The organism is Paenibacillus sp. CFBP 13594 (assembly GCF_014842675.1).
In the GTDB taxonomy this organism is placed as follows: Bacteria; Bacillota; Bacilli; order Paenibacillales; family Paenibacillaceae; genus Paenibacillus; species Paenibacillus amylolyticus_B.
Genome location: NZ_JACYVQ010000007.1, coordinates 163,647 through 190,245, shown reverse-complemented (window position 1 = coordinate 190,245; position 26,599 = coordinate 163,647). Strand labels below are relative to the sequence as shown.

General features: G+C 47.7%; 16 protein-coding genes. 3 read left to right on the top strand and 13 right to left on the bottom strand.

The window, feature by feature from the left end; all coding sequences use genetic code 11:
• Positions 1-55 precede the first annotated feature (55 nt).
• Together IFU39_RS22420 and IFU39_RS22415 are read right to left on the bottom strand one after the other, a co-directional pair.
• Positions 56-3,448: a GH36-type glycosyl hydrolase domain-containing protein gene (locus IFU39_RS22420; RefSeq protein WP_192134917.1), complete on the bottom strand. Its 3,393-nt coding sequence runs from the start codon at positions 3,446-3,448 to the stop codon at positions 56-58.
• A 162-nt stretch (positions 3,449-3,610) separates the two neighbouring features.
• Positions 3,611-4,600: a LacI family DNA-binding transcriptional regulator gene (locus IFU39_RS22415; protein WP_091012843.1), complete on the bottom strand. Its 990-nt coding sequence runs from the start codon at positions 4,598-4,600 to the stop codon at positions 3,611-3,613.
• 906 nt (positions 4,601-5,506) lie between these two features.
• Between IFU39_RS22415 and IFU39_RS22410 the strand changes: the two genes are divergently transcribed.
• The 3 genes from IFU39_RS22410 (at position 5,507) to IFU39_RS22400 (ending at position 10,074) form a co-directional block, all read left to right on the top strand.
• Positions 5,507-7,144: an ABC transporter substrate-binding protein gene (locus tag IFU39_RS22410; protein ID WP_192134915.1), complete on the top strand. Its 1,638-nt coding sequence runs from the start codon at positions 5,507-5,509 to the stop codon at positions 7,142-7,144.
• Positions 7,145-7,254: 110 nt separating this feature from the next.
• A complete protein-coding gene (locus IFU39_RS22405; RefSeq protein WP_091012840.1) occupies positions 7,255-8,283 on the top strand; it encodes an ABC transporter substrate-binding protein in 1,029 nt (342 codons plus the stop codon).
• A 78-nt stretch (positions 8,284-8,361) separates the two neighbouring features.
• The gene (locus IFU39_RS22400) at positions 8,362-10,074 is read left to right on the top strand and encodes an ABC transporter ATP-binding protein (protein WP_192134913.1); all 1,713 of its coding nucleotides are present in this window, start codon (positions 8,362-8,364) and stop codon (positions 10,072-10,074) included.
• Positions 10,075-10,164: 90 nt separating this feature from the next.
• Here the strand turns inward: IFU39_RS22400 and IFU39_RS22395 are convergent, their stop codons facing one another.
• From IFU39_RS22395 to IFU39_RS22345, 11 genes are all read right to left on the bottom strand, one after another.
• On the bottom strand, positions 10,165-11,745 hold the full coding sequence (locus IFU39_RS22395; protein ID WP_192134911.1) for a hypothetical protein: 1,581 nt from the start codon (positions 11,743-11,745) through the stop codon (positions 10,165-10,167).
• A 197-nt stretch (positions 11,746-11,942) separates the two neighbouring features.
• Positions 11,943-13,235 carry an ABC transporter substrate-binding protein gene (locus IFU39_RS22390; protein ID WP_192134910.1) on the bottom strand — a complete coding sequence of 431 codons (1,293 nt, stop codon included), beginning with the start codon at positions 13,233-13,235 and terminating at the stop codon, positions 11,943-11,945.
• Positions 13,232-14,989 (bottom strand): sensor histidine kinase, encoded by a 1,758-nt coding sequence (locus tag IFU39_RS22385; protein WP_192134909.1) that lies wholly within the window; start codon positions 14,987-14,989, stop codon positions 13,232-13,234. The genes IFU39_RS22390 and IFU39_RS22385 overlap by 4 nt, the downstream gene beginning before the upstream one ends.
• Positions 14,990-15,081: 92 nt before the next feature.
• Positions 15,082-16,731 carry an extracellular solute-binding protein gene (locus tag IFU39_RS22380; RefSeq protein ID WP_192134908.1) on the bottom strand — a complete coding sequence of 550 codons (1,650 nt, stop codon included), beginning with the start codon at positions 16,729-16,731 and terminating at the stop codon, positions 15,082-15,084.
• 27 nt (positions 16,732-16,758) lie between these two features.
• Entirely contained in the window at positions 16,759-17,628 is an 870-nt protein-coding gene (locus IFU39_RS22375; protein ID WP_192134907.1) for a carbohydrate ABC transporter permease, read from the bottom strand.
• 15 nt (positions 17,629-17,643) lie between these two features.
• A complete protein-coding gene (locus tag IFU39_RS22370) occupies positions 17,644-18,504 on the bottom strand; it encodes an ABC transporter permease (RefSeq protein WP_235193717.1) in 861 nt (286 codons plus the stop codon).
• 341 nt (positions 18,505-18,845) lie between these two features.
• Entirely contained in the window at positions 18,846-20,393 is a 1,548-nt protein-coding gene (locus tag IFU39_RS22365) for a response regulator (RefSeq protein ID WP_192134906.1), read from the bottom strand.
• A 271-nt stretch (positions 20,394-20,664) separates the two neighbouring features.
• Complete coding sequence (locus IFU39_RS22360) at positions 20,665-21,579, bottom strand: class I SAM-dependent methyltransferase (protein WP_091012826.1); 915 nt, start codon at positions 21,577-21,579, stop codon at positions 20,665-20,667.
• A gap of 205 nt (positions 21,580-21,784) precedes the next feature.
• Positions 21,785-23,008 (bottom strand): MFS transporter, encoded by a 1,224-nt coding sequence (locus IFU39_RS22355; RefSeq protein ID WP_091013265.1) that lies wholly within the window; start codon positions 23,006-23,008, stop codon positions 21,785-21,787.
• 192 nt (positions 23,009-23,200) lie between these two features.
• On the bottom strand, positions 23,201-25,264 hold the full coding sequence (locus IFU39_RS22350; protein WP_091012823.1) for a molybdopterin-containing oxidoreductase family protein: 2,064 nt from the start codon (positions 25,262-25,264) through the stop codon (positions 23,201-23,203).
• Positions 25,265-25,680: 416 nt separating this feature from the next.
• The gene (locus IFU39_RS22345; RefSeq protein ID WP_091012821.1) at positions 25,681-26,532 is read right to left on the bottom strand and encodes a formate/nitrite transporter family protein; all 852 of its coding nucleotides are present in this window, start codon (positions 26,530-26,532) and stop codon (positions 25,681-25,683) included.
• Positions 26,533-26,599: the final 67 nt, after the last annotated feature.

The following is a 26,599-nucleotide window of genomic DNA, read 5'->3' as shown; positions in this document are numbered from 1 at the left end:
GGCCATCCCGCCTTGAATAAAGGAGGATGACCTTGGTGTATATCATGCTACGAAATTACATATAAATATCAACAATCGTACGCTCAGTTGCACTGCGTGCCTGTCTGAACTCATCCAGCGAGATGCAGACCCCGCCCTGACGGTAACGGTTCGCTGTACGCTCGGTGCGAATGTCCTTACCGTTCACCGCTACACGGCTCACAGCACCTTCATTCAAGTGATAGATAAACGTCACCGGCTCACCCGCATACTCAAATTCGAATTGCATGCCGTTCAGCTCAGCTGGCAATACCGGGTCAATGACCAGATCGCCGCCCTCTTGACGAATGCCAAGCGCGTTGGAGATCAGCTGGTTCATGTAGATTCCAGGGCCGCTGGAGTAGATTCTCCATCCGCCTTTCACTTGTACAGTCCCTTTACGAAGCTGGTCAAAATGCTCCTGTGCCTCGTAACGCGTATTAAACTTACCGTCCGAACTACTGAAGTATGAGTTCGCTTGGCGAATCTCCGCGTTAGGTACAACCTCGCCGATACCAACCGGGTTGATCATCGCGAGACCATTCCACACCTGATCTGTCTTACCCAGCTTCGCCATCGCTTCCACATAACGGATATGAGCATGAACATATTGCAAACCAATCTCACGCCCGAAGTTGGATGCTTGCTCTGCACGCTTGAAGTGTGTGCTAACTCCGCCAGCATATTGAGCCGGACGATTCATCAGACGCACGCCATCCGGGCACAGGAACTGCTCACGGATCAATGCGTAATGCGATTCTGCTTGCTCTGCATTCAGCAATTCACCGATCATGCTGCGCGTCATTGGCAACAAGCGATATTGAATGCCTGTCTCTGTGTCCGTTGGATGAAGCATCAGCTTCGCTTGGTCGGCTTCTTCCATGTACACAAAGCCTGGAATCACGTCTGTGCCCAGCATGTAACGGTTAAAGTCCTCACGAATGCCTTGAGCCAGCACGTCAAGCTCCTGTGCAAAGTCTGCATCCTTGAATTTCAGCGCTTGCGAGAGCACATTCACGGACTGATACGTCAATGCCACCGTCCAACTGCTCACCATGTATTGCTTCAGCTGTGCATTGGCTGGTTGGAGCGTATCATCCCAGTCGCCATCTCCGTAGGAAGACAGGAACGTATCATGCAGGAAGTGCGAACGGATATATTCGATCTCTTTTTTCGCGTGATCCAGTACCGTTGCCGTCTCTTCCGTGAACCCGAAGCTATGCTTGACGGTATAAGGTACTTTCTCATCCAGAATCGCATAATCGCGAGTCGCTGTCAGGTAATCCGCCAGCACTTTCAGCGGCCATACGATGATGTCGCCATGACTTTCTTCCTGTTGAATCGCAAAGTATTTATCAAACATGAACCATTGCGGCCAGTTGCCATCATCTTCGTATTGGTGGGTGTAGACCATTTTGATGATATCGCGAACTTGCTCATATTTTTGCGTTGCCATAAAGTACTCCACCGGACCTTGGCACACATCCCGTGTACCCCAAGCCGCGCCGCCGTACTGTTCCAAACCGTGAGGCACAGAGTAGTGAACCAGCATGTTGTGGGTGTACCACCAAGCCAGCGCATTTACTTTGAACAGATCCTCTGCACGCTGACCTTCTCCACGGGACAAACGGAACCCGTTCATCACACCTGCGAAGAACTCGCGGTATGCCTGCACTTCCTCTTCAAACGTCAGGCTTGAACCTGCTACCACTCCGCTGTCCGCTTGGCCTTCCAATACCCCTTGTACCTTCAGCGTCCATTCAGCACTTGCTTCCAGACTAAGCGTAACCAGTGATGCAGAACCACTGCGGATACCACTTGCCAGCAACGTTTCGTCCCCTACATTCACAGCTGCGCCGTCCACCGACATGCGGTATTGCAGATCTGGGTACGTTCCTGCACTAATCGCTTGTGGATCAGCCTTGAAGATCAAAGTATCGCCATCCTGCGTCATATGCAGCGGATACTCGTACTCATTGACATTCATCGTAATTTGGTTCGTTACCAGGTAACGGTATGCCGTACCACTTGTGGAGCGTACGTTCATGCTTACTTCCGTCGTATTAGCCCCTGTGTAATTGGTCACGATGATCGTGTCGGATTCGGTTTTGTAGATCCAGCGTGCATAGTTGAAGCCAATCTCGAACAGGGATGGCATTGTCAGCAGACGATATTGTCCGTCCATTTCCACATAGATGCGTTGTCCAGCCGTCTTCGGCACGTTCAAGGCATTGCGGGCATTACTGATCATTTTATTAAAATTGGTGTTCCCAATAACGAGTTGTGAGTTGAAAATACCGTACATATACGATGTCGTTGTAATAACCTGTGCCCCAAGTTGCACGTTGCCACCACTCATCAGAATATGACCGTGTGGACGCTCCACAAGCAGTTCTTTTGCTTTCAGAACGATATGCTCATAGCTGCCTGTGAAGAAGGATAACAATTCCTCGCCACTGCGCTCTTCCTGATGACGATCAGGGAACAGATCATGAATCTCATCTTGTGTCAGATCAAGTGTAACCAGAGGTTCACCCAGGAAGGAGGACAGTTTCACCTGTTCCAACGTGTCACCGTTTTCTATAGTCTTAGCCTGTACTTCATTCCAAGCTGCTGTAACTTCATCTCCGAATTCCAGGGCAGAGATTCCTTCGGCATGATTAGGCTTCGCCAGTCCGTAGAAGACCACCTGAGCCTCTCCGTTCAGATTCAGCAGTTCCGATTGCAAAGCGGTATAGGCAAATTCATACTGATACGTCTCATTCGCCAGCGTTGGGCGATTCAAGCTCTCTGGTTGATTCGTTTCCTTGTACGACAGACCGAAGAATTGGAATCCATCTGTGGAATAACCGACTGCTTTCGTCAGGGAACCTTGCTGCATATACGGAAATGCACCGCCCTGAGGCTGGTTTTGACGGGAACAAACGACATAACCTTTCGCTTCATCTTCAAAAACCGTATGGTCAATGTATTGTGACAGATAAGCTTCATTGCTGCGTACCGCACCTGGATCAGCAAGACCTACATCCTGTCCGTACACCACGTCTACGTTATGTTGTTGTCCTGTGAGCTTCACATCCCAGAACCAGACACCTTGTGGTGTTGCCGTAAATACGACCTGATAGCCAATGCCTTGTTCATTACCTTCCAGCTGGACTTTACCCTCCCAGATCAACTGGTTGCTGGATTGTGCCTTGCTTGTAATCAACTTGCTGTTCGAACGTACACCGAGCAACGGGAACGAGCTGATTTTCTCTCCCTCATGCACACGCAGGTACAGGTTGTTCAAAGATCCATCAATCTGGTTGCTGAGCAACTGGTTCAACATTGTTGTACCGGATGTAGCTTGGTACAGGTCTCCACTGTTCAAAAAGGTAAAGGATAACTCCCCGGCACTTAAGCGGATCGGTTCATTAATCATCGTTGTCATAAGGTTCACTCCTTGAATTAGTTAAAATCGAAACGTTTCGATAAATTTGAAAAAGAATAGGGGCCTCTTCAAACCGGCTTTTTACAGCCCGTCCGGACGATAACCCCATCATTAAACTTTTACTTCCAGCATACAGGCAGTTCTTTGTTGTTCAGACTCGGTCTAAACCGAACGTACAGAGCTGCGCTCGATCATATTAATCGTTAACGTATATGAAGGGTCAACCGCTTCGCCATTGAGCATCTGGAATAACAGATGTCCGGCGAGCGACCCGGCTTCATGCTTCGGCTGGCGTATCGTTGTCAGCGGTGGATGCACATATTCGGACAATTGAATATCGTCAAAACCGATCACGGAAATATCATTCGGTACCGATATACCACGCTCTTCCAATGCTTTCAGGCCACCAATCGCCATCTCATCGTTACCGTAAAATACCGCTGAGGGAAGCTCGCCCTGCATGATCATCATCTTGGTTGCACTGTATCCGCCCTCACGCACAAAGTTACCGTTCAGACGCCATTTGGACTTTTCTTCAAGTCCCGCTTCCCGCATCGCTCGCAGATACCCTTGGTAACGGAGCGCGTTGTCATACGAGTTGGATGGGCCACTGATATAAGCAATCTTCTGATGTCCAGCCTGGATGAGGTGGCGGGTTGCAAGGTAACCGCCCTGCTCTCCATCCACCAGCACGTTGACCAAATGGTCACTCGACAGCTGACGATCCATCACAATGATCGGAAAACGATGACCGGCAGATTCCACCAGAATATCATCATGGATGTTATGCGCCAGGATGATGGCTCCATCTACTCTTTTTTCACGTAAAAATCGCACTGCCGTTGAGTCCCGTCCACCCATGGAGCTGCACGCAATCAGGTCATACCCGTTCGCGAGGGCTACATCCTGTACACTACGGATCAACTCCGAGTAATACGGGCCCGACAGATCGGTCAGGATCAAAGCGATCGTGTTTGTCCGGCTCCGTTTCAGGTCCATGGCAAAGCCGTTCTTGCGGTAATTCAGTTCTCGTGCTGCCTCAAGCACTTTAGCCTTGGTCTTCGCACTAACCTTGCTATCCCCGCTCAGCGCATAGGAAGCAGTCGAGAGTGCTACACCTGCCAGCTTTGCCACATCCTTAATCGTTGCCATTCCACGTTCGCTCCTTCTAAACTAAGACAAATTCTAAGGTTATCTACATTTTATACGATACATGGTTAGAACAACCACTAAATCCTTCATTATCGTTTATTATCTTTGTACATATCATAGCGATGGATGTCAATCGAAACGTTTCGAGGTGTTCTCAAAAAAAATCCTCGTTCCCATCCTTATGGGACCACGGTTGAATGCGTCCCGTTCCAAACCATACCATTCGTGATGGTCATGACACGTCTTTCTATCTGACGCCCCCTGAACAGTTTGTGCCTAACACAATGAAACTGGCAGTAAACGCCAGATTGAAACGTTTCGACATTTTTATTATAGTCGGTGTTGATAGCGATTTCAACCTCTTTTTTTTCATTTTTTCACACGCACACGAATCTGACCCGATATTATCTGTGGCTTCACGTTGGATAAACAGTTACCAATTTATTTCTAACATACAAAAGTCCCCCGCTAGGGGAGCGTTTGAGATAATGATATCAATTATTACGCTTCTTATTTTCGTATATCTTTGATATCGTTACATATAAAATTAATAGGACAATTAAAACGATATATTTAGTTGGTGATTCCATGTTACTAAACCAAATAATAGTTATACATGTAATAATATAAATGACTGATAAGATTATTTTAAATGCATTCATGTACTCTAACCTCCTTGAATCACCAATGAATTCTAGTAGCACCGGCTCGCCCACTATGCTTTTATGCCATTATTACTCTGAGATGAAACAATGCAGGTTCAACATTAATCTTAACTTGATAATCTACTTTATTAATTATTGGTTCTGTTCGATTATACAACCTCTTATGAGCTTACGATCTATTGATTATTTACATCATATTAATTAATGTTAATCCAACCTTACATAAGGAGACCGTTATGTTATGAGCAATTCGAAACAACATGTCCATAAGCATCTCGCACCCCAGTCTTTGCCCTTGCAGGAAACTCGCTCTATTCCTCCGGCAATGTTTAGGCTGTGTCATCTGATTCGGTTCCACGATCGGGAATCCTTCTCTTATATAGATGAGCTATGGAGCAACAAGCACGTTCTCTATGTCATTACCTCGGGACAGGCAAGACTGATTAGTGTACATGGACCATTAACGGTGAGTACCGGCTCGGCTGCTGTGCGTCAGGCGGGGACCTGGCTTCATCATGAAAGCAAACGCGGTTCACTCTCTCCAGTTCAAGGCATTGCCATAATCTTTGACTTTGTTTTAGCCGATAACGCTGAACCCCTCTGGCCGTTTGGATCTCCCACGCCCATGACAAATCGTGCGATTGCCGAGATCGCATCTGAATTAATTCTGGCTTGTTCCAGAAGCGCAGAGGCAGGCCCATTCAAACCTCATGCGTTGTTCTATCAATTGTTGGATACATTACGTGATCACGCTATGCGCCTAGCTCATGAAGATCATTCATGGTTGGACTTTGTGATCGCACACATTCATGAGAGGGTTGCCCATCCCCTTACCCGGGAGCAATTAGCGAGGGAGGTTAATGTAAGCCCGGAGCATTTTTCAAGAGAATTCAAAAAGCACACCGGACTTACATTCATGGAGTACGTTACCCGGCTAAGGATCCGAATGGCTCAGGAACATCTACTGCTCGGGAACCCCACCATGCAGGAACTCGCGCAGGTGACGGGTTACAGAGACACCTTCTATCTGAGTCGCAAATTCAAACAAACGGTAGGTTGTGCACCAACACTTTACCGAAAAACACCAAAAAAAATCGCAAGCCTTACTTACAACTACACCGCATCCCTGCTTGCGCTCGGCCATATCCCTCATCTAGGTGCCGTGGCAGAATGGATGGAGCCGAAAGAGCTTGGACCTAGCTCATTCAAACAGTACTCTGAGCATGTACTTATTAATCATCTGGATCTGATTGCACACGCTCAGCCCGATGTCATTGTCGGGTATGCACCGCATCCCGCTTCTGACGAACTACGTCTGATTGCACCGACCATTCTGATGCCATTTGAGGAACTCGATTGGCAGGAGCAGCTTCTTCATCTGGGACGAATTACCGGGCTTGAGTCCAATGCACAGATGTTATTAGATCGTTATCATCAACTTGAGCAGGAAGCCAATCATACGTTGAATCAATGGATGGAAGGGACACGCGGGTCCGCCGTTTGTATGTTTATGATCGGAGAGGACGGCGCTTATATCTATGGTCATGGCTGGGGCAGAGCTTCTCATGTACTGTATCAATCGCTGGGCTTCACCCCACCTTCACGGATGGAGCAGGATGGGCAGTTACTTACGGGATACGTTCATGTTCCATTGTCTGAGATTCACTTGTATGCTGCAGATCACATGTTTATCGCCTTTCCTGAGGAACCTGCCGAACGAGAAATGTTGGATAACTTGCTGAATCAGGAATCCTGGGGCACCCTATCCGCCGTTCGTGAAGGACGTGTATACGAGATTGATGCCGACATGTTCTACGGATTTGATCCCTTGTCCGTTATGGAGCAATTGCAGCATATCATGCATCACCTGACATCATAATTGTCCATGCGATAGTGATCATAGTTGTCCATGTACAAAACTCACATCTTCCTCTATGTTATTAATGAGAATAATAATCATTATTGATTATATATAGGGGGAACAAGGATATGTTTGCTGCAAAAAAACGCTCTTCCGGCTTGCTGCTTATGCTCGCCATCATTATGATTCTGGCTGCTTGTAGCAGCGGAACAGGCTCCACTGCCACCGAACAGACATCGGCAGCGGGAAGCGAAACGACAACAGCCTCTTCCGAGACGAAAACAGACACATCGTCCGGTTCGGACAATTCGAATGCTACGCGAATCTACAAGTCATTAAGCGGGGATGTTGAAATTCCGGCTGAACCCAAACGGATCGTGACGGATATGTACGTAAGTGATCTGCTTGCACTGGGTGTGAAACCTGTTGGTGCTGTTCAATATTATTTGGAAAACCCGTTCTATGCAGATCAGGTGGAGGGCATTGAAAGTATCGGTGATCGGGCAGCGGTATCGATGGAGAAGGTCATTGCCATGAACCCGGATCTGATCATTACCTACTCCGACCAGGCCAGCGAAATTGAGAGTTATCAAAAGATCGCACCTACCGTAGTGATTCCTTATGGTACATTCACCAATGTACATGACGAAATTCGGGGATTCGGAGAGCTGATGAACAAATCCGAAGCAGCCGAAGCCTGGCTGAAAACGTACGATGAACGGATTGAAGCCGCTCGTGCTAAGGTGAAAACCGTCATCAAACCGGAGGAAACCTTCTCCATCCTTGAAGTATCCGACAAGAGTTATTATGGATATGGAGACAATTTTGGTCGAGGAGGACAAGCGGTCTACAGTGCTTTGCAACTTGCCCCACTCGAAATCACCAAAAAAGAACTGATGGGTGATACCCAATGGAAAGAGATCTCGCGTGAAGTTGTTGGTGATTATGCAGGGGATCATATCTTCTTAACCGTTGGAGAGAACAATAAAAATTACCAAGGCGACTCCATCTGGCAATCCCTGCCCGCTGTGAAAAACAATCAGGTGTACGAATTACTGGAAGACCGTTACTGGTACTTTGACCCGATTGCGATTCAAGGTCAGGCTGAAGAATTCGCCGATATGATCGTAGAACGTGCCGAGCAAAATCGCAAATAACATAAGCATGAATACAGGTGTCCGGATAGGCTGATAAGCCTGCTCGGGCATTTGTGTCATATCGAGGAGGACTTACATATGCTTCGCCGTTTCATGTCTTATTATCGTCCTTACAAAAGGCTCTTTATATTAGACTTCTCCTGTGCCATCGCTGCCGCTCTGCTGGAGCTGGCCTTTCCACTTGCCGTTAACCGGGTAGTCGATCAACTGCTTCCGGCTGGCAATTGGTCCATGATCTTAGCAGCATGTGTGGGATTGCTCGGCATCTACCTGCTCAGTTCCTTTTTCCACTATGCAGTCACTTATTGGGGCCACAAGCTCGGTATTAACATCGAATCCGATATGCGGAGAGAACTGTTCACACGTGTGCAGAAACAGTCTTTCCACTTCTTCGACAATAATAAGACCGGGCACCTGGTCTCCCGCATGACCAACGATCTGATGGATATTGGTGAGATCGCGCATCACGGACCCGAGGACTTATTCATTGCCTTCATGACACTCGCCGGAGCTTTCGGTATTATGCTGGGAATCAACTGGCAGCTCGCTGTGATGACGTTCATCATCGTTCCGCTGATGATCTACCTGTCGCTGTATTTCAGTCGCAAAATGTCCAAGGCGTTCAAGCGCATGTTTGCAGATATCGCCGATTATAATGCACGGGTAGAGAACAATGTGAGCGGCATTCGTGTGGTACAGGCTTTTGCCAATGAAAAGCATGAAGTAGGCCGTTTCGTTGAGAACAACGAACGTTTCAGACTCACCAAACTGATTACCTACCGCATTATGGCTTGGAACTCTTCACTTAGCTTCATTCTGATGAAATTTGTATCCCTGTTTGTACTGGTATGTGGAACATGGTTTGTCATTCAAGGAAGTATGACTTACGGGGAGTTCATCGCGTTTGTAATGCTGTCCAATGTATTCCTCGGACCGATCGAGAAGATTAACTCCGTCATTGAGACGTATCCCAAAGGCATCGCCGGTTTCAGACGTTATCTGGAGCTGCTTGAGGCCGTGCCGGATGTAGAAGATACACCACAGGCAAAACCCATTTCGGATGTGAAAGGCGATATTGCCTTCCATAACGTCACCTTTTCTTATGGAGAACATAAACCCACGCTGTCTGAGGTCAACCTTAATATTCAGGCAGGCCAGACGGTTGCTTTGGTTGGACCTTCAGGCGGAGGTAAAACGACGCTATGTAGTCTGATCCCACGTTTCTACGATGTGGATGCGGGACATATCTCCATTGATGGCATTCCGGTGAAGGACATGACCCTGGAATCACTGCGCTCCCATATCGGGATTGTGCAGCAGGATATTTTCCTGTTTGACGGAACGATTCGTGAAAATATTGCATACGGCAAGCTAAATGCTTCCGATGAAGAAATCTGGCAAGCCATTCGCCGGGCCCAACTGGAAGAACTGGTACAATCCCAGCCAGATGGACTGGACACCATGATCGGTGAACGTGGCGTGAAACTCTCTGGCGGACAGAAGCAACGTCTATCCATCGCCAGAATGATCCTGAAGAACCCGCCTATCCTCATTCTGGATGAAGCCACCTCCGCACTCGACACCGAGACGGAAGCTGCCATTCAACTAGCCTTATCCGAGCTGGCTCAGGGACGTACAACATTGGTGATTGCCCATCGATTGGCGACCATCAGACACGCCGATCGCATCGTAGTGGTGGAGAACGGTAGCGTAGCCGAACAAGGAAGTCATGAAGAACTGCTCGCGCGTAAAGGCTCGTACAGCCGACTGCATCAAGCCCAGTTTGGTTAAGTAGCATGCCCTAATATAGCAACCATCGAAAAAAACAAATACGAAATAAAAACAACCTTCCCTCTGCAAACGAGGTGAAGGTTGTTTTGTTCATTTCAGATATCCTTTGGATTTCCAGAATCGCTTCGCAAATGATTCAGCAGCGTACGGTGGCTCTCCATTCAGTAGATCTTCATTTGCTTGAATGAGCACTTGGCGTCCACGTTCGAGCAATTGAACGGCATGTAGTAATTGAGAGCCGCCTATATAATGAAGTTCAAGCAACAACGGTTCTTCTTCCTCATCCTCGTCCGTCTGAGCCGAGTATTCAATCAACACACTTTCCGAGCCGTCCGCATGTTGGTGCAGGGTATAATAGTATTTCTCCACCTGCGTCTCCCCTTGAGCATCCACATACTCTCTTCCAATACGAAGCATGGCTGGCCGGGGAACACCATTAGACATCTGACCTGCTTGTCGAAATGCATAATATAACTCTCCAATCCACAGTCCGTGCCGATCATCATCATAATAATCGTCATATGGCTCCACAACAGGCAGTGCTAATAACTCATGGATCAGTTGGTGCGAAATTAAGGAACGGGCATATTGATAATTCGATACAGACTGCAACAAGGTGCTCCATCCTTGCTCGCTTAACTGTTGAATATCAGCAGGTGAGTTCTCCGAGAATACGTTCCATTCCGAATTCTCATTGTGCAGATAACGATATGCTCCTGAGATCATCCAGACAGGTTTACCCGATTGTACGATATGTTTATCAGGAGAGTTGGAACCTTGATCTGATGGCTCCAACTTAAGCAACAATGCACAATTGTGGTCATCCTGAAAATACAGACTGTGGAAATACCCCTCCGTATGCTCATCTCCATAGACCGATACTCGGCAAAATTGCTCGTCCAACCAAAATTCATAGCTGTTCAGTAGCTCATCCTCCTCTCTTACAGGCAACAAAGATGGATGAGTAAGACGCTCTATGTTCTCAGCGGTAACCCGATGATCTTCGAACCAATCCGGCACATCTGGCTCTGATTCATCAGCATGAATGTACTTTCGGTTGATTACAGGTTGTCCTTGCTGCAGCCTCCTTAACATTTCTTCTCGCCAAGGAAACGGATCTGTATCTTCATCAATCACACATTCAGGAACCAATAACGCCAACATGTCAGAGCCCCGCCATGGTCCGAGATCCTCCCATTCTGCAAGCTGACGCTTCACATTACGCTGTCCTTGAACCTGAATCGTATATTGCTCGGTACTTACCAGCAATCCACCTTCTACATTCCCTCTCACTGTCAATTCTCCATGGTTATAATCCCCCCAGAACATATCCTCCACATAGAGATTACCTGTAATATATATTTCCTGCCCACCCACGATCATATAGGGCGTTATGAGATTCCCAAGTACAACCAGATTTGAACTGGCCGCGTCGGAACTTGTATTTCCAATATAACGATCCACTGTCAGATTCCCTTCAACCAAGATCAAAAAAGGTCCTTCATCCAACAACAGTTCGCTGATATGAAGATCACCAGAATGTAACCATACTTCCTCGGCTTCAAATTCACCGTTGTGGGCTTCATTCTGAGTGTACATCCAACTTTCCTGAGGCAACTTCGTTTGTATATCTGCAAAAGACACTTTGTGACCTATCTGATGTATGGACATGTCCTGACACTCCTCATCCATTAATATATGGATAGAATCTATCTAATCTACAGATAGGACGACTACCCATTTTCATTATACTAGAGGAAATATACACCATTCCATAACAAAAACCCTCACCCGAGTAGAATGAAGGTTGAGCTTGTGAACGACAACAGCCCCAAGCCCATTAAATACATATATGATCTAGTCCATTCTTATAACTTCCCATCCAAGATGGCATTCGCTCGCTCACGAAATTCCACCGCCGCCTGCTCAGGCGTAATTTTGCCAAACAACAGCAGATCATACAACTCACGCAGCACCGCAGTGACCTCAGGTGCACCTACAGGATCAGGCGGGTCCATCTGGCTGCTGTGTTCGGCAACCCAATCAATATAATCAAACACCTGCGCCAGCTCCGGTTCTACCACCAGCTTCATCCGCTCTTTGACACTGGACGAGACAGGCACCCCCCGCTCCCCTTTGAGCAGCAGATTGGCATCCAAATCATTCACAAAAAAGCTGATAAACTTGGCAGCCTCCTCCTTATGTCTGGAATTACCCGCCATGGAGAAAAACATGCCTGGCTTCAAGAACAATCCATCCTGGCTGTTTGGCCCAGGCATTGGGGAGATGGTTAAGGGTTTGCCATAACGCTGAGCGGTGCTGATAAATTGGTTGGAATACCCCCAGCTAAACAAAGCCTCTCCCAGATAAAACGGGTCGTTATCAGGCTGGCCAATATCTGATGTCCAGATATCCGGTGCAAAAATAAGCTTCTTCTCTGCGAGCTGCTGCATCCTGCCAAAGTACTCAATAAACAGCCCATCATCCTCATAACCCAACCTTCTGCCATCCTCGGCGTATAGCTTAGAACCATACTGTCTCAAGTAATACGCGAAAAACTGTTCCGGCGTGAAATAGGTTCCCAGATAGATGCCTTTCCCCAGCAATTGCTCGCCCATCCGGTCAAAATCCGCCCATGTCCACGTATCCGTTGGCAATTCTATATCATTGGCCTTTAACACTTCCGGATCATAGATGCTAAGCATGGCGTTAACCCCCAAACTGAGACCATAGGTTTTGCCATTCAGGCTTCCACTCTCCAGCTGTTCCTTCTCAATATCTGTCGTGTCAATCAGCCCGCTCTGCATGTACGGCGTCATATCCTCCAACAGTTGCAACGAACTGTACTGGGACAAATAGGAGATGTCCATCTGGATAATGTCGGGCAACGCATTGCCTGCCGCATGAGGGGCAAGTTTTCTCCAGTATTCGTTGAAACTGCTATATTCGTATTCGATGTTCACATGTGGGTTCAACTTCTCATACAGATCGATAACGGCGATCGTTGCATTGTTGCGAAACTCCCCACCCCACCAAGCGATGCGCAACGTTATCGGCTCTTCGTCAACGATCATGCCTGGCCTTTGATCCAGTTGGCTCACGCAGCCAGGAAGAGTCAGCAGAAGACAGATCATGCCTATGGTTCGCAATAATCTTCTCACGGCCTATCCTCCTTACCTGGTGATGGGGGTGGCAGCAGCACCGTTACTCTCGTTCCAAGCCCTGGCTTGCTCTCCAGTAGAACATCATATTCTTCGCCAAAAGCCAGACGTACCCGCTCCCTGATATTCAGCAAACCAATACCTGTTCCTCTGGTTTTCACTTCACCGCGCAGCACTTGTTCCACATATTCGGGTTCCATGCCGGGACCGTGATCCTCCACGATCAGGGCCAGCTTGCCACCTGATATCTCGGCATACACTCGAATCAGACATGATCCAACCTGTGGTTCCAATCCGTATTGAATGGCATTCTCCAGTAATGGCTGTAGGGTTAACTTGGGAATGGCACATTCCAGATAAGGAGCAGGCACATCCAAGCGGAAATCCAGCCGATACCGGAAACGGTAGGTCTGAATGGTGATGTAATGGCTGACGATCTCCAGCTCTTCGGCAAGGGTGATGATATTTTGTTTGAAGCTGATGGAGGAACGCAGCAAATACCCGAGTGACAGCACCATACTGGAGATTTGCTCCTGCCTGTTCTTTTTGGCAAGCCAATGGATTGAATCCAGCGCATTATACAGGAAGTGTGGATTGATCTGCGCCTGAAGCGCCTTAAACTCCGTTTCTTTAATGACCAGCTGACTTGCATAATTTTCTTTGATCAATGTATTAATATGTGTAATCATCATTCGATACGTACGCTGTAATAACCCCAGTTCATCCATGTGCTGGTGTGTTGGAATGGACAGATTGGCATCCATATTCTCCAGATCCCCATACTGAACCTCCTTCATCTGACTGATAAGCTGCCTGATCGGCCTTGTCAGACTGCGTGCGAACACCATACCAAGGGCGAGGACAACCAGAATGGCGATAAGATATACGACAATCAGACTATTTTTCAACCATATGATACGTTCAAAAATCTCATCATAAGAGGCCATATTATAATAAACCCAGCCGGTATAGGCGGATTTTTTCTGGGAAAGGAATATCTCCCTCCCATCCAGATTTTTGATCTCATATCCCCCACTGCCTGGAAGTGGATTGAGCCCCGCGGACACCGCTTCTGGAAGCTGACGATAAGGATAGACCACCTCACTGCCTGCCTTTAAAATAATATCACTGTCCCGGCTATCCATGCCCGCATACTCCTCAACGAGTCGCTCGATATTAATATGCAGAAACAGTATACCTACCGGTTCCAGGGTCATCGGTTCATAGGCACGCACTTGACGCACCATAACCAGCATCGGGTCATCGTCATCCGGGTATAACCAGCGCACTGCACCATTGGCCTGCTCCGCAGCCGCAATCATCCGATCATATTTTTCCTGAGATACGGTTAGTGTCTCGCCATATTTATTGACTCTTCCCCTGGAATCAATCAGATGGACGGACTGCACATATCGTGCAGCCCCACTAATATGCTCCCATAGCCGATCCGTGATCTTTTTTCGTTCAATAAAGCTTGAATATGCGCTATCGTCATCCAGCAACGACTTCAAGGCTCTTTGAATCTGCGTATCGGAGATCATGTTCAATGATAACGCTTCCAACTTCTGAAGTTCAACATCCACTGTAGACGAAGAAAGGTTCAGAAGTCGGGAAGACTTATCAAACAGCTGTTTGTCATACACCGAGTACGTATAATACAAGGAACCAAACGCCAGGATGATGATAAACGCCATCATGACCATGATCATCAGAAACATTTTCATTTTGATGCTGAGTTTGCGGTAGGCTTTCAAGACCAAAGCGCTCCTTTGAACCACGTGATACTACTAGGTATATCACATGCAGGAAGGTTTTCCCAAAGTTTTAGCGCTCGATTTCTCACGGTTTATTTGGACTGATATCGGTCATAGGCCGCCTGATGAACCTCAATCGCCCGGTCAATGTCCATGCTCTTGATTGTTTCGGTCATCGTGTCAAATTCGGTGATTGGTTTCTGTCCGCTAATGATGGCTGTCATTGTCTCATTTAAATACGTATTCACCTGGCTCATGATGGACGTACTAGTGGTTACCTCTTCTGTAGACAAGCGAATTGGGGGAAGTGTTAAGGCCGAGCTTGCTTTCATCCATTCCGCATTCGCTGCACGCTGTCCATCGTCAAATAATAAGGCATCCAGGTAACGGCTATCCTGATTGATTGGACCGTCCATAATGGATAAGGCATAGGATGCCAGTGCCTGATCATACGTCAGACCGTTCGGATTATCAATGATGGTATCTGTGAATTTCACACCTTCTCCGTCCCGAACATAACTGTCATTTTCGATACCAAAGTTGAACAGATCACTACCCTCTTCGCTATAGTTGTAGTCCATCCACTGCACAATATATTTCAGTTTATCTTCGTCTGCAGAAGCCGTAATAGCCTCACCATAACTTAGGACCTTATTCTCCAGATTGAAGGTAGCATAAGAAGTGCCATCCGGAGATACGGGCCACGGTACACCGGTTACGTTAAAGTTCGGATCGGTATCTCTCATCAGATTGAAGTATTTTCCCATACCACTGAACACACCGCCCTGATATGCGCCTGCCAGATTGCTGGTGACTTTATAGTCGAACGCTTTGCCGTCATTGGTCATGATCTCGGGATCAATCAGCCCTTCCTTGTACCACTTGGCCATGGTCTCCAGAAAATCACGGTAACCCGGCTGAATCGGTCCGAACTCCACCTTGTCTCCATTCAACTGGAAGCCACCAATGACACCAAAGGCCGCCGCAAAATCATGGAGCTTGGTTAGGTTGCCCGGTCCCCAGTTGCCGGTGAATGGCAGTTCATCTGGCTTGCCATTGCCGTTGGGGTCCTGTTCCTTGAATGCCTTGAGTACCGTATACCACTCATCAATGTTGGTAGGTACCTTGAGATTCAGTTGATCGAGCCAATCCTGGCGCATAATCAAACCGGAAGTGGCATTCAGTTTCAATGCATCCAGCTTCAGCAGCGGAAACATATAGATCGTTCCATCGTCGAGTGCAATCTGCTTCTTCACATCCGGATCAGATTCAATGATCCGCTTCAAGTTCGGTGCATAACTGTCGATCAATTCATTTAATCGGATGATCCGGCCGTCCTTGATCACTTTTTCCGGTCCGCCAACCGCATCGGCCCAGTTATAATAAATAACGTCCGGCAGCTCCTTTGTGGAGATCAACAGATTGAATTGGTCACGCTGTTGTCCAAGCGGAGGATGTGTGAACTTCACTTGGATACCCGTCAACTTCTCCTTCTCCTTGTAAGCGGCCATATCGCCAAAATTGTTCAAGGAAGCTGTCAGTTTGGCGTCATTGGCGCGCCAGTAGTCAATGGTAAATGGCTCACTTGTAATCGGTAACGGTATCTCCGTCAACGCCTGAACCGCAGGTTCTGTTCCTTCTGCCGGCTCTGCGTTACCTGGTTCATTATCCCCCGTACAGCCCGCCAGTAAAGACATGGTAAGTAGCGATGACAACAGGATGGACCCCATTCTTTTTTTCACGTAATTCGCCTCCATAGGATACATTTTTTATTGTTTCACAGCACCGATTAGAGCGCCCTGAACAAAATAACGTTGGATGAATGGATATACCAGCATAATCGGCAGCGTGGAGATAATAATGGTCGCATATTTGATGTTCTCCCCAATGGCAAAGCCGGTATCGGCGCCAGCACCCATGGCCTCCGTACTGCTGCTGATCAGAATATCACGCATAATAATCTGAATCGGATATAACTCCTGACTGCGTAGATAGAGCATTGGCCCGACATAATCATTCCAATGGTCAACCGCATAATACAGCATCATGACCGCCAGGATTGGCTTTGACAAAGGCAGTACGATTCGGAACAAAATCAGAAAGTCATTGGCGCCATCAAGCTTCGCCGATTCGATCAGACTGATCGGAATGCCTTCAAAGTTTGTTTTCATAATGAGGAAATAAAATGTGCTGATGGCACCCGGAATAATAAGCGCAAAACGGGTATCCACCATCCCGAGATTTTGAATCAGCAGAAAAGTCGGGATCATGCCCCCGCCGAAAAACATCGTGAACGTAATCAACTTCATCAACGTTTTTCTGCCCATCAGATCACTGCGTGATAACCCATACGCTGCCAGCGAAGTCATGAGCAGATTGATGGCTGTACCCACCACAACATAGAACAAGGTGTTCATATATCCCGTATAGATGCGAGTATCCTGAAATACCGACTTGTACGCTCCCAGCTGGAAACCTTCAGGAATGAGCATCAGTGAACGGGAACGCAGCATCTGGTCCGGGTCGCTGATTGAAGAATTGAACACGTACAGCATCGGGTAAAAGCATAAAACCATGATCACCAAGAGCAGCAGGGTATTAAATACATCAAAAAGTCGTTCCCCTATAGACTGTTTCATCGCTTCACCTTCCGATTACCAGAGACTGGTTGAGTTAAGCTTTCTGCTGATCGCGTTTGCGATAATTAGCAGCGCGAAATTAATGACGCCGTTAAATAGTCCGATGGCGGTTGAATACGTATAGTTCCCCTCCAAAATACCGGAACGATAAACAAAGGTGGATATGACATCCGATGTCTCATAGGTCGGTGCCGTTTGCATCAGTAATATTTTCTGAAAATCCGCGTTCATGACCGCCCCCATACGCAGAATTAACATGATCACAATTGTGGGCATGATGCCCGGCAGTGTAATATGTAACAGCTGTCTCCAGCGGCCTGCGCCGTCAATTTTGGAAGCTTCATACAACTGAGGATCAATACCACTTAGTGCTGCCAAAAAGATGATCGAGGCCCAGCCTGCGCCCTGCCATATGTTGGACAGGATGTACATCGGACGGAACATATCTTTTTCCGCCAAAAACATAATCGGCTGCAGATCAAAAAAGTCACGAATGACGTTAAATAACCCACCGTCCAGAGATGAGAACGTTTTCAACATTCCAACCACGACGACAACCGAAATAAAATGCGGCATATAACTGATGGTCTGTACTGCACCTCTGAACCACTTCTTCCGGACTTCATTCAGCAGCAGTGCTAGTAGAATCGGAGCCGGGAAACCAAACACAATACTGTAAAAACTCAAAATCAGTGTGTTCTTAATCAGTCGCCAGAAATAATAACTTTCAAAAAACATGGTGAAGTTGTCAAATCCGACCCATTCGCCTGCCAAGATTCCTTTGATCGGGTTATAGGATTCCTGAAATGCCATCAGTAGCCCGTACATTGGCCCATAGCTGAAAATCAGATAGTAGGCTACCACAGGAACGAGCATCAGATAAACGTATCTGTTGCGGACAAGTTCCTTTTTCACCGAACTCCATTTGCCAGCTGGCTTCAAACGCCCAGGTTCAATCCCCCGGCTTCGATTCAGCTCCATCCACTCAACCTCCACTCTCGATGTTCATTCATTCACATGACACTTCTAATGATAGAATCGAGCGCCTTTTCTTCCCATGCTCATTTCCGTTAAAAGCATGTTCAAAACCGAGTTCCGTCCGACAAAAAAAGACCCTGCTGCCGTTGAATGGCGTACAGGGCCTGATCATAAATCAGATGTGAGTCGGATGTGGATCGGATATAAAGGAAGCTATGTAGAAGCGACAGCAGCGCTGTCTAGGGTACTTTTTTATACTCGGAAGGGGAGAAGCCCGTATATTTCTTGAACATTTTGCTGAAATACGGCCAGTTGGCACCAAACCCCGTCTGCTCGGCAAGCGAGGATACCGTGCAGTTCCCGTCCTGCTCCAGAAGCTCCAACGCTTTGCGAATGCGGTAGCTTAACACATAGTTCGTAAATTTCTCACCAGTTTCTTTCTTGAACATTTTGCCAATGTAGTCTGGATTCATGTATATTTCCCCAGCGATGGACTGGAGTGTCAATGTCTCGTCCTGGTAGCGCTTCTCTACCAGCTGTTTCACACTACCTACCATCTGCGATTGTCTCGAGCGATGTTGTTCGTAGCGGCGCAGCGTGATTTCCTTGGCAACGGCAAACAGAAACTGTTGAAAAGAATGCAGGGTGCTGGATTCAATCATGCCTGGCAACTGGTCCATATACCTTTTCATCTCGGCAGAGCCGCTGAGTCGAATCATCTCCATAAACATCTGAATAAGATAGGACTTTGTTTGGGATATATCGTATCGCAAGCTGGCAAGTATCTGAAACATCCGGTTCAGCTCTGATCCGACTTCCTGCCAGTGTCCCGCCTTGATTGCAGTAACCATCCGCTCCGGATCGTATTCGAACTCAGGAAGAATGCGCTCTCCGGGAGAGTAAATATCCCGCTCCATAATGAGACTGCCCTCACCGAGGTAAAAGCGGTAATTGAGATAAACTAGCGTCTGCATGTACAAATGGCGTGCCTGCGAAAGATCTCCTGGCTCGCTCAGGGCAATCGTGAGATCGTCATGATAATATCGGGTAAATGTGGCGCGAATCTCATCGATATTATGGAACAACTGCGTTTCAGACAACTTGTCCTCCATAATTAGTAGCACATGCCTTCCAACCGTGGCACTTAAGATGGGATTGTGAAAAATATCCTCGGCAATGTTCTTCACCGCGAACAAGTGCAAATACTCATGATCCCCCTCGATCTCTACCAGCAGCAACCGCACACGTTGATCCTGAAACTGTACATCGAATAATTCCTCGAAATACTTCCATTCCTTGACCCCATAGGTTCTGTTGGTCACCAATTCTTTCAGAAAATATTCCTTGGCATGTGGCAGTACACGCTCCAGATTATATTGGATCGACTGCACAAAACGCTCCTGATCGGTCAACTCTCGCTTCTCACTGACCAATTCACTAATAGCCTGTACAAGATGCTCTTCACTGCAGGGCTTGAGCAAGTAGTGCTTCACCCCATACTGCATGGCGGTCTTCGCATATTCAAACTCCGTAAAACCCGTGAGCATGATGAATGAGATATGCTGATACTTCTCTGCCACAGCTTCAACCAGCTGTAATCCATCCATTCCCGGCATGCGGATGTCCGAGATGATGATATCCGGGCGTTGCTGCTCGATTGAAGCAAGCGCTTCCAATCCATCTTGAGCAATACCAATCAGTTCTGTTCCTAATCGGGACCAGTTCACCACACTGGAGATCCCGTCCGAAATCATAAATTCATCATCGACCAACAAAACCTTGTACATCGTATGCATCCTCCTGCCTTTAACCAGTTCCATTCTATTATATGGGCATTATGCACAAATAGAGGGGAGGACGTTGAATGACATGGAATCGCACCCTAACAAGTCTGATTTCTGAACATTTGTATCACGTGTGATGTTATTGGCTACAGAATCATGGTTTGTGTTGGTCCTTTGATCAAACCAAACAACCTTCACCCTGCCACAGGGTGAAGTGTTTGCCGCTGCTATGCAAATACGGGCTATATAGGTGACCATACATGCCCGGATCGGTTTATTTTTTTACTGCGTGAATGAAATGTATCGTTTCAAATGCCCTTAGATGATCGATTCGATCCTGGAAAAACTGTTCCTGAATCGCCTCGGGAGTCAGATGCTCATAAATAAGCAGCCCTGCTTCATCAAGCAAGGCCTCCATCTCCACATATGCGTAGCCGGATTGCATCGGCTCACCACCCATTGCAGCCAATTTAATCATATTTTCAACCCGATTAAACATCCCTTTTTCCTCAAAAAGGTGCTCATCTGCATAATCCAGAACTATAGAGCTTCCGATTGGCAGGTTCGCAAACACATGACGAATCACGTTAAACAGATCATTTTTGGGCAAATAATACGAAACACCCAAGAGGCTAGCCAACGTCTTCCGTTTCTTCAACCCTTCAAGAGTCAAGCTGTCATTCGAAAGCTCGCGAGTAAAATCCATGGGTACAAAGTGAAGATTGTTGGGAATGGTCAGCTCGGCCTGATTCAGCCGCTCCTTCTTGAATTGCTGTGTAGCCGGATAATCCACTTCAATGATATCCAGCGTGTCCTCCAATTCCGGATGCCTCAAAGCAAACGTATCCATCCCGGCGCCAAGAATGACTACCTGCTTCAATCCCAACGCAACTTCATGCAAAAGTACATGCTCACAGTAAGCGGCCCGAGCCAGAGTTATTGGAGATAACTGTACCTGGGTAATCCATTTTAGAACCTTTTCCGGGTCGTCCTTGAGCTGGTGAGCCATATCCGGGTTGAAAAAATGAATGCCTCTAACCATGTTATTGCTGATATCTGAAAACTCTTGAGGAGAGATCAGCAATCTCGCCATAAAATCGTCAAAAATGAGGGGTCTGTCATGTTGGCTGTGATAGGCTCGGCCAAAAGTCGAAATCAATGATGTGATACTGGATTCATTTTGCTTCATACTTATTCCTCCCGTACAAACAAAAATAAGATTCCCCTGGCCAGGAGAATCTTATTATATACGGAATATTTTTATATGTAAATTATAGCATAAATATATTTTTTTGTCAACTGTAATTTACGGATGAGCAGACAGATTACAGTGGATTTACCGTCCACTTCAACGCGTTCTTCCTTCCGCATCCTATCCAACCCGATTATATCTATTAGGCGTCCATCCCATACTCCTTCACTTCACGATTACGGTTCAACACTGCATGCAGCACAAAACCAAGTACCGCAATCGCCGCTGTGCCTGTTGCCAGCCACGCTACAGGAATAAGTCCCTGTTTGTCATACATAACCCCCATCGCGTAGGGTCCGATAACCCGTCCAACAGCACCAATTCCACCCGATATCCCGATGTAAAAAGGGGCTGCCCTGCCCGCATGCTCGGAGATAAATGCTGGTGTTGCAGGGGAGATCAGCATCTCTCCAAACGTGGCGAGTACCATTGCGAGCACCATGCCCGGATAGCTGTACATGGTAATCATGACGATATAGGCCATGCCATAGAATACCGCACTCGCGGTCATCTGCGCAGTGGAGGTACGGGCCATGGTCCGTTTCACCCAACTGGTGAAAGGTTGGCCTACAAAGATCAGCACCCCGTTCAGGGTCCAGAGCAGACCATACATTCTTTTTTCCATACCCTCAGAAATGATATACGGGGACACACCTGTGTTCCAGATGGAATTGCCGAATAACAGGAAGAGCACGCCCAAGCTCATAAACAGATATAATCGGGTATTACCCAGCAATGCCCAGACGCCCGGCCCATCGGGAACGGTTTTGCGTTTCGTCAGATGTACTTCCCCCTGATCCGGTTCAACCCGAGACAGATAATACCAGAAGAAAATCGCAAACCCAGCTGAGGTTACTCCGTTCAGTACAAAGCTGAGGTGATAGGAAAAGTCAGCCAGAAAACCACTGAGCGCCGTACCAATCGCTACCCCGATATTGTTCGCCACATAGATAACATTGAATAATTCACCGCGTCGCTCCGCAAATCGGAAGCCAATAAAGGCCTGAATCGCTGGCAGCGACAATGAACTAAACAGACCAATCCAGCCCATCGCACATATAAATACGACCCAATACGCACTAATCCAGGGCAACGCAAACAAACCAAACGCATTAAGCGCCAGTGAGCCAATAATCAGCTTCTTTACGCCTACTCTGTGGTACAACGAACCTCCGAGCAACTGTCCGAAGATGCCACCCAGGGACTGAATCAGGATCACAAAACCCGCGTTAGCCATCGTCCGTCCAAGCTCATCAAACACATACATGGTGGTCAGCGGCCACATCAGTGCACTGCCTGTTGCGTTAACCAGACTTGCTAATAAAAATATTCTCACTTCTTTTGGATAGTTATCCAGCCATCTCATCATCGTTAATTCATTCTCCTTAGTACCTCTGCACAAACAAATAGCCATACAAAATAGACCTTTGCCCTGACGGCATAACCATAACCAGCCAGAGCGAAGGTTTTATGAAGTGTTACATCTATTGCACTTTAATCCTGCTCAAATTCTAGCCTTTGTTCATCTTACCTCAAAAAAATCACGCTGCAAGCACACTCATTGACGCTTCACTTCAACAGTGGCCGAGAAAAAGGTCGCCCCGTTCCCCATGTCCGACAAGCGATTGGACGTCAGTGAATTCGCTCGCTGCTTCTTGCCGTCACCATCCCACCATAAACCTTGGCTGATGACGGTTCCCGGCAGCATGGCTTCACTCACCTTGGCGGTAAGTTCGATACGCCCACGATCATTCCATACGACTACTGCATCTCCATCCTCCACGTTTCTGCGGCTAGCGTCCTCAGGGTGCATTTGCAAAAGAGGCATCTTTTCCAAACGCTGGTGTTTGGCTGAATTGCCAAAGGTGGAGTTCAGGAAATTATGGTTCGGCGGCGATAGGAACATCAGCGGATAAGTATCGGCAGGTCCAGCCGGATTCTCCCCATCATATCCTTCAATCAGAGCGCTATAGGTAGGGAGCGGCGGAAGCCCTCGCTGTTCCATCGTCTCCGAATACAACTCGATTTTGCCTGAAGGCGTAGGCAGCTGATCCAGAAATGCAGCATGTGGTGTCATATCCAGCTTCACGAATCGGTGTTCCTTCAGTTCTTCTAACGTAACTCCATTCATGTAAGGATTGCCTGTATCCTGGAGTGCATCCTTAATCATCTGCTCCGGTGTTTCTCCGAAGATTGCAGGATCGTACCCCATAGCCTGCCCAAGCAGTGAGAACAGTTCCACATTACTCTTGCTCTCCCCAATCGGTGCAATCACCGGCTCTTGCAGATGAACGTACTGATGCCAATAAGAGGTGTACAGGTCCGTCGCTTCAAATGAAGATGTGGCTGGCAATACAATATCTGCATATTTCGCGGTATCCGTTATGAACAGATCGTGTACAACCGTGAACAGATCTTCCCGTGCAAAACCTCGCTCCACCCGCTCGGTATCCGGTGCCACCACCAGTGGATTGCTGCAGTAAACCATCATAGCCCGGATCGGCTGCTCCGCTTCCAGCAGCGCTTCCCCAATCCGGTTCATGTTCACCACTCGCGGCTCCGGATTCTGCCGCAGCTCCGGACGTTCGAGCGCGTCGCTATTCGTGCTCGCGTAGCTGTTGGTGCGAACGGCACCGCCGCCTTGCTTCAGCCATTGCCCTGTAATAGCAGGCAGACATGCAACGCTACGCACGTTCATCCCCCCATTATCATGGTGCTGAAGGCCGTTGCCGATGTGAATATGGGCTGCCTGTGCGTTGCCATACAGTTCGGCCAGCTCCACAATGGTTTCCTCCGGCACGCCCGTAATACGTGCAACACGTTCAGGAGTGTAACTGCGGACATGATCACGCAGTGCCTCATGACCCACCGTATACTTTTGCATAAACGCTTCATCCGTTAGTCCCCGTTCGAACAACACATGCATCAATCCTAGCGCCAGTGCACTGTCCGTGCCCGGATACAGCGGAATAAACCAGTCGCCCCACTGTGCGGTACGATTGCGATGAACGTCGATTACGACGATCTTGGCGCCTTTCTTACGGGCTTTCTCCGCCAAAACGACTTGGTGCATATTTGTACTGACGATATTGCCACCCCACACCAGAATGAGATCCGCGTGTTCCGTATCTTCCGGCAACGTTCCCCGGTTGGCCCCCATCGTATATTTCCAGCCCGTATTTCCGGCGGCATTACAGATCGTCTGCTCCAGCACACTTGCACCTAGTGCATTGAAGAAACGCCGATCCATACCGTCTACGCCGAGAATGCCCATGTTACCGTAAAAGCTGTAGGGCAGGATGCTCTCCGGGCCGTAGGTTTCGGACAATGCAGTGAATTTGGTCGTAATCTCGCGAATCGCTTCATCCCAACTGATTCGTTCGAACTTGCCTTCACCTTTGGCTCCTACACGTTTCATCGGATATTGTAGACGCTCGGGGTGATACACCCGCTCAGTCATATTTCTAACTTTATTACAAATGGCACCCTTGGTGATCGGATGATCCGGATTGCCTGCCACCTTCACAATTTTTCCGTTCTCTTTATGTAATAACAGACCACAAGTGTCCGGACAGTCGAGCGGGCACACCGCCGCAAATACACCATTCTCCTGATCGATCATCGTAAGGCTCCCCCTCTTCAAAAGCTATCCCTATATCATATCTTCTTCGAGGTTATCGCGTAAAGAGAACAGTATGTTTTTGCTTCATATTTGCCGCTATAGCAGCTTTAAATTATTTTCAAAAAATGTTTTTGAGTTTGATTCAACTTCAGAAATCAGGGGTAAATTAAAAATAAGGCATTAGGCTAGTGTTTCCCCACTTCCTCCTCATGCCATATCATGGACCACTCCCGAAATTCGCCATGAACAGGTTTCGTTCCCCCGAACCTTGTCATGGCGAATTTATTTTGCGTTTAAACTCCAACAAAAAACCCCATACAAAAAAAACGATCCCGCCCTGCTCCATCACAGCATATTCGCCATGAACCGAGCAAGATCAGAATCGTCTTCACTTCTACATGAATATATATACCTCGCTACGCCTGCTTGCTCAACATCACTCTAGCCTCCGTCTCCACAGCTTCGATCAACCTTGCTGCCTCCGGTTTCACTTTCGGCTCAGCTTGGCGCAGGTACACCACCCAATAGGCTGCAGCTACAAACAGAGCACCACCAGTCAGATTCCCGAGCCATACCGGAATAAAATTCATCACATATTGGCCCCACGAATAATGCCCTTCAAAGATTGCCGCCGGGATGAGGAACATATTGGCCACAACGTGCTGGAATCCAATCGCCACAAATGCCATCGTTGGAAACCAAATGCCCAGTACCTTGCCACTCATCGTATCGGATGCATAAGATAGCCACACGGCCAGTGCCACCAGCCAGTTACAGCCGATGCCAGAGATGAAAGCTTGCAGGAAGCCGTCATGCAACTTATGCCCAGCCATATCCACCACTTTCGCCAGATATACACCCTCTCCGGTCAGGCCCAGCACATGTCCAAACGCGTACGCGACAAACAAAGCTCCAACAAAATTACCAATCGTCACTAAGGTTAGATTTTTCAACATGCTACCCACGGATAATTTTCTTGCAATCGTAGCAAGCGGAACTGCCATCATGTTACCTGTCAGCAGCTCGCCACCACCTATGAGCACCATGATTAGTCCAACCGGGAACACTGCCGCTCCAATCAGATTGACCAGACTCCCCCACTCAGCTGGCGCAGAAGCAATCACCCGGATATCCAGTAGAAAACCCAGCGCGATAAATGCACCTGCCATGAAACTAAGCACCAATACAGAAGACACCGGATATTGAGCCTTCTTCATGCCTGTTTGCGCCGTATATTGTGCAACCTCAAGAGGTGTTTTTGCTGCCATATCATCCATCCTCTCCTTCATTGTTCATCATTGGATAAAACCATCTGAAATTCATAAGTTATACGTT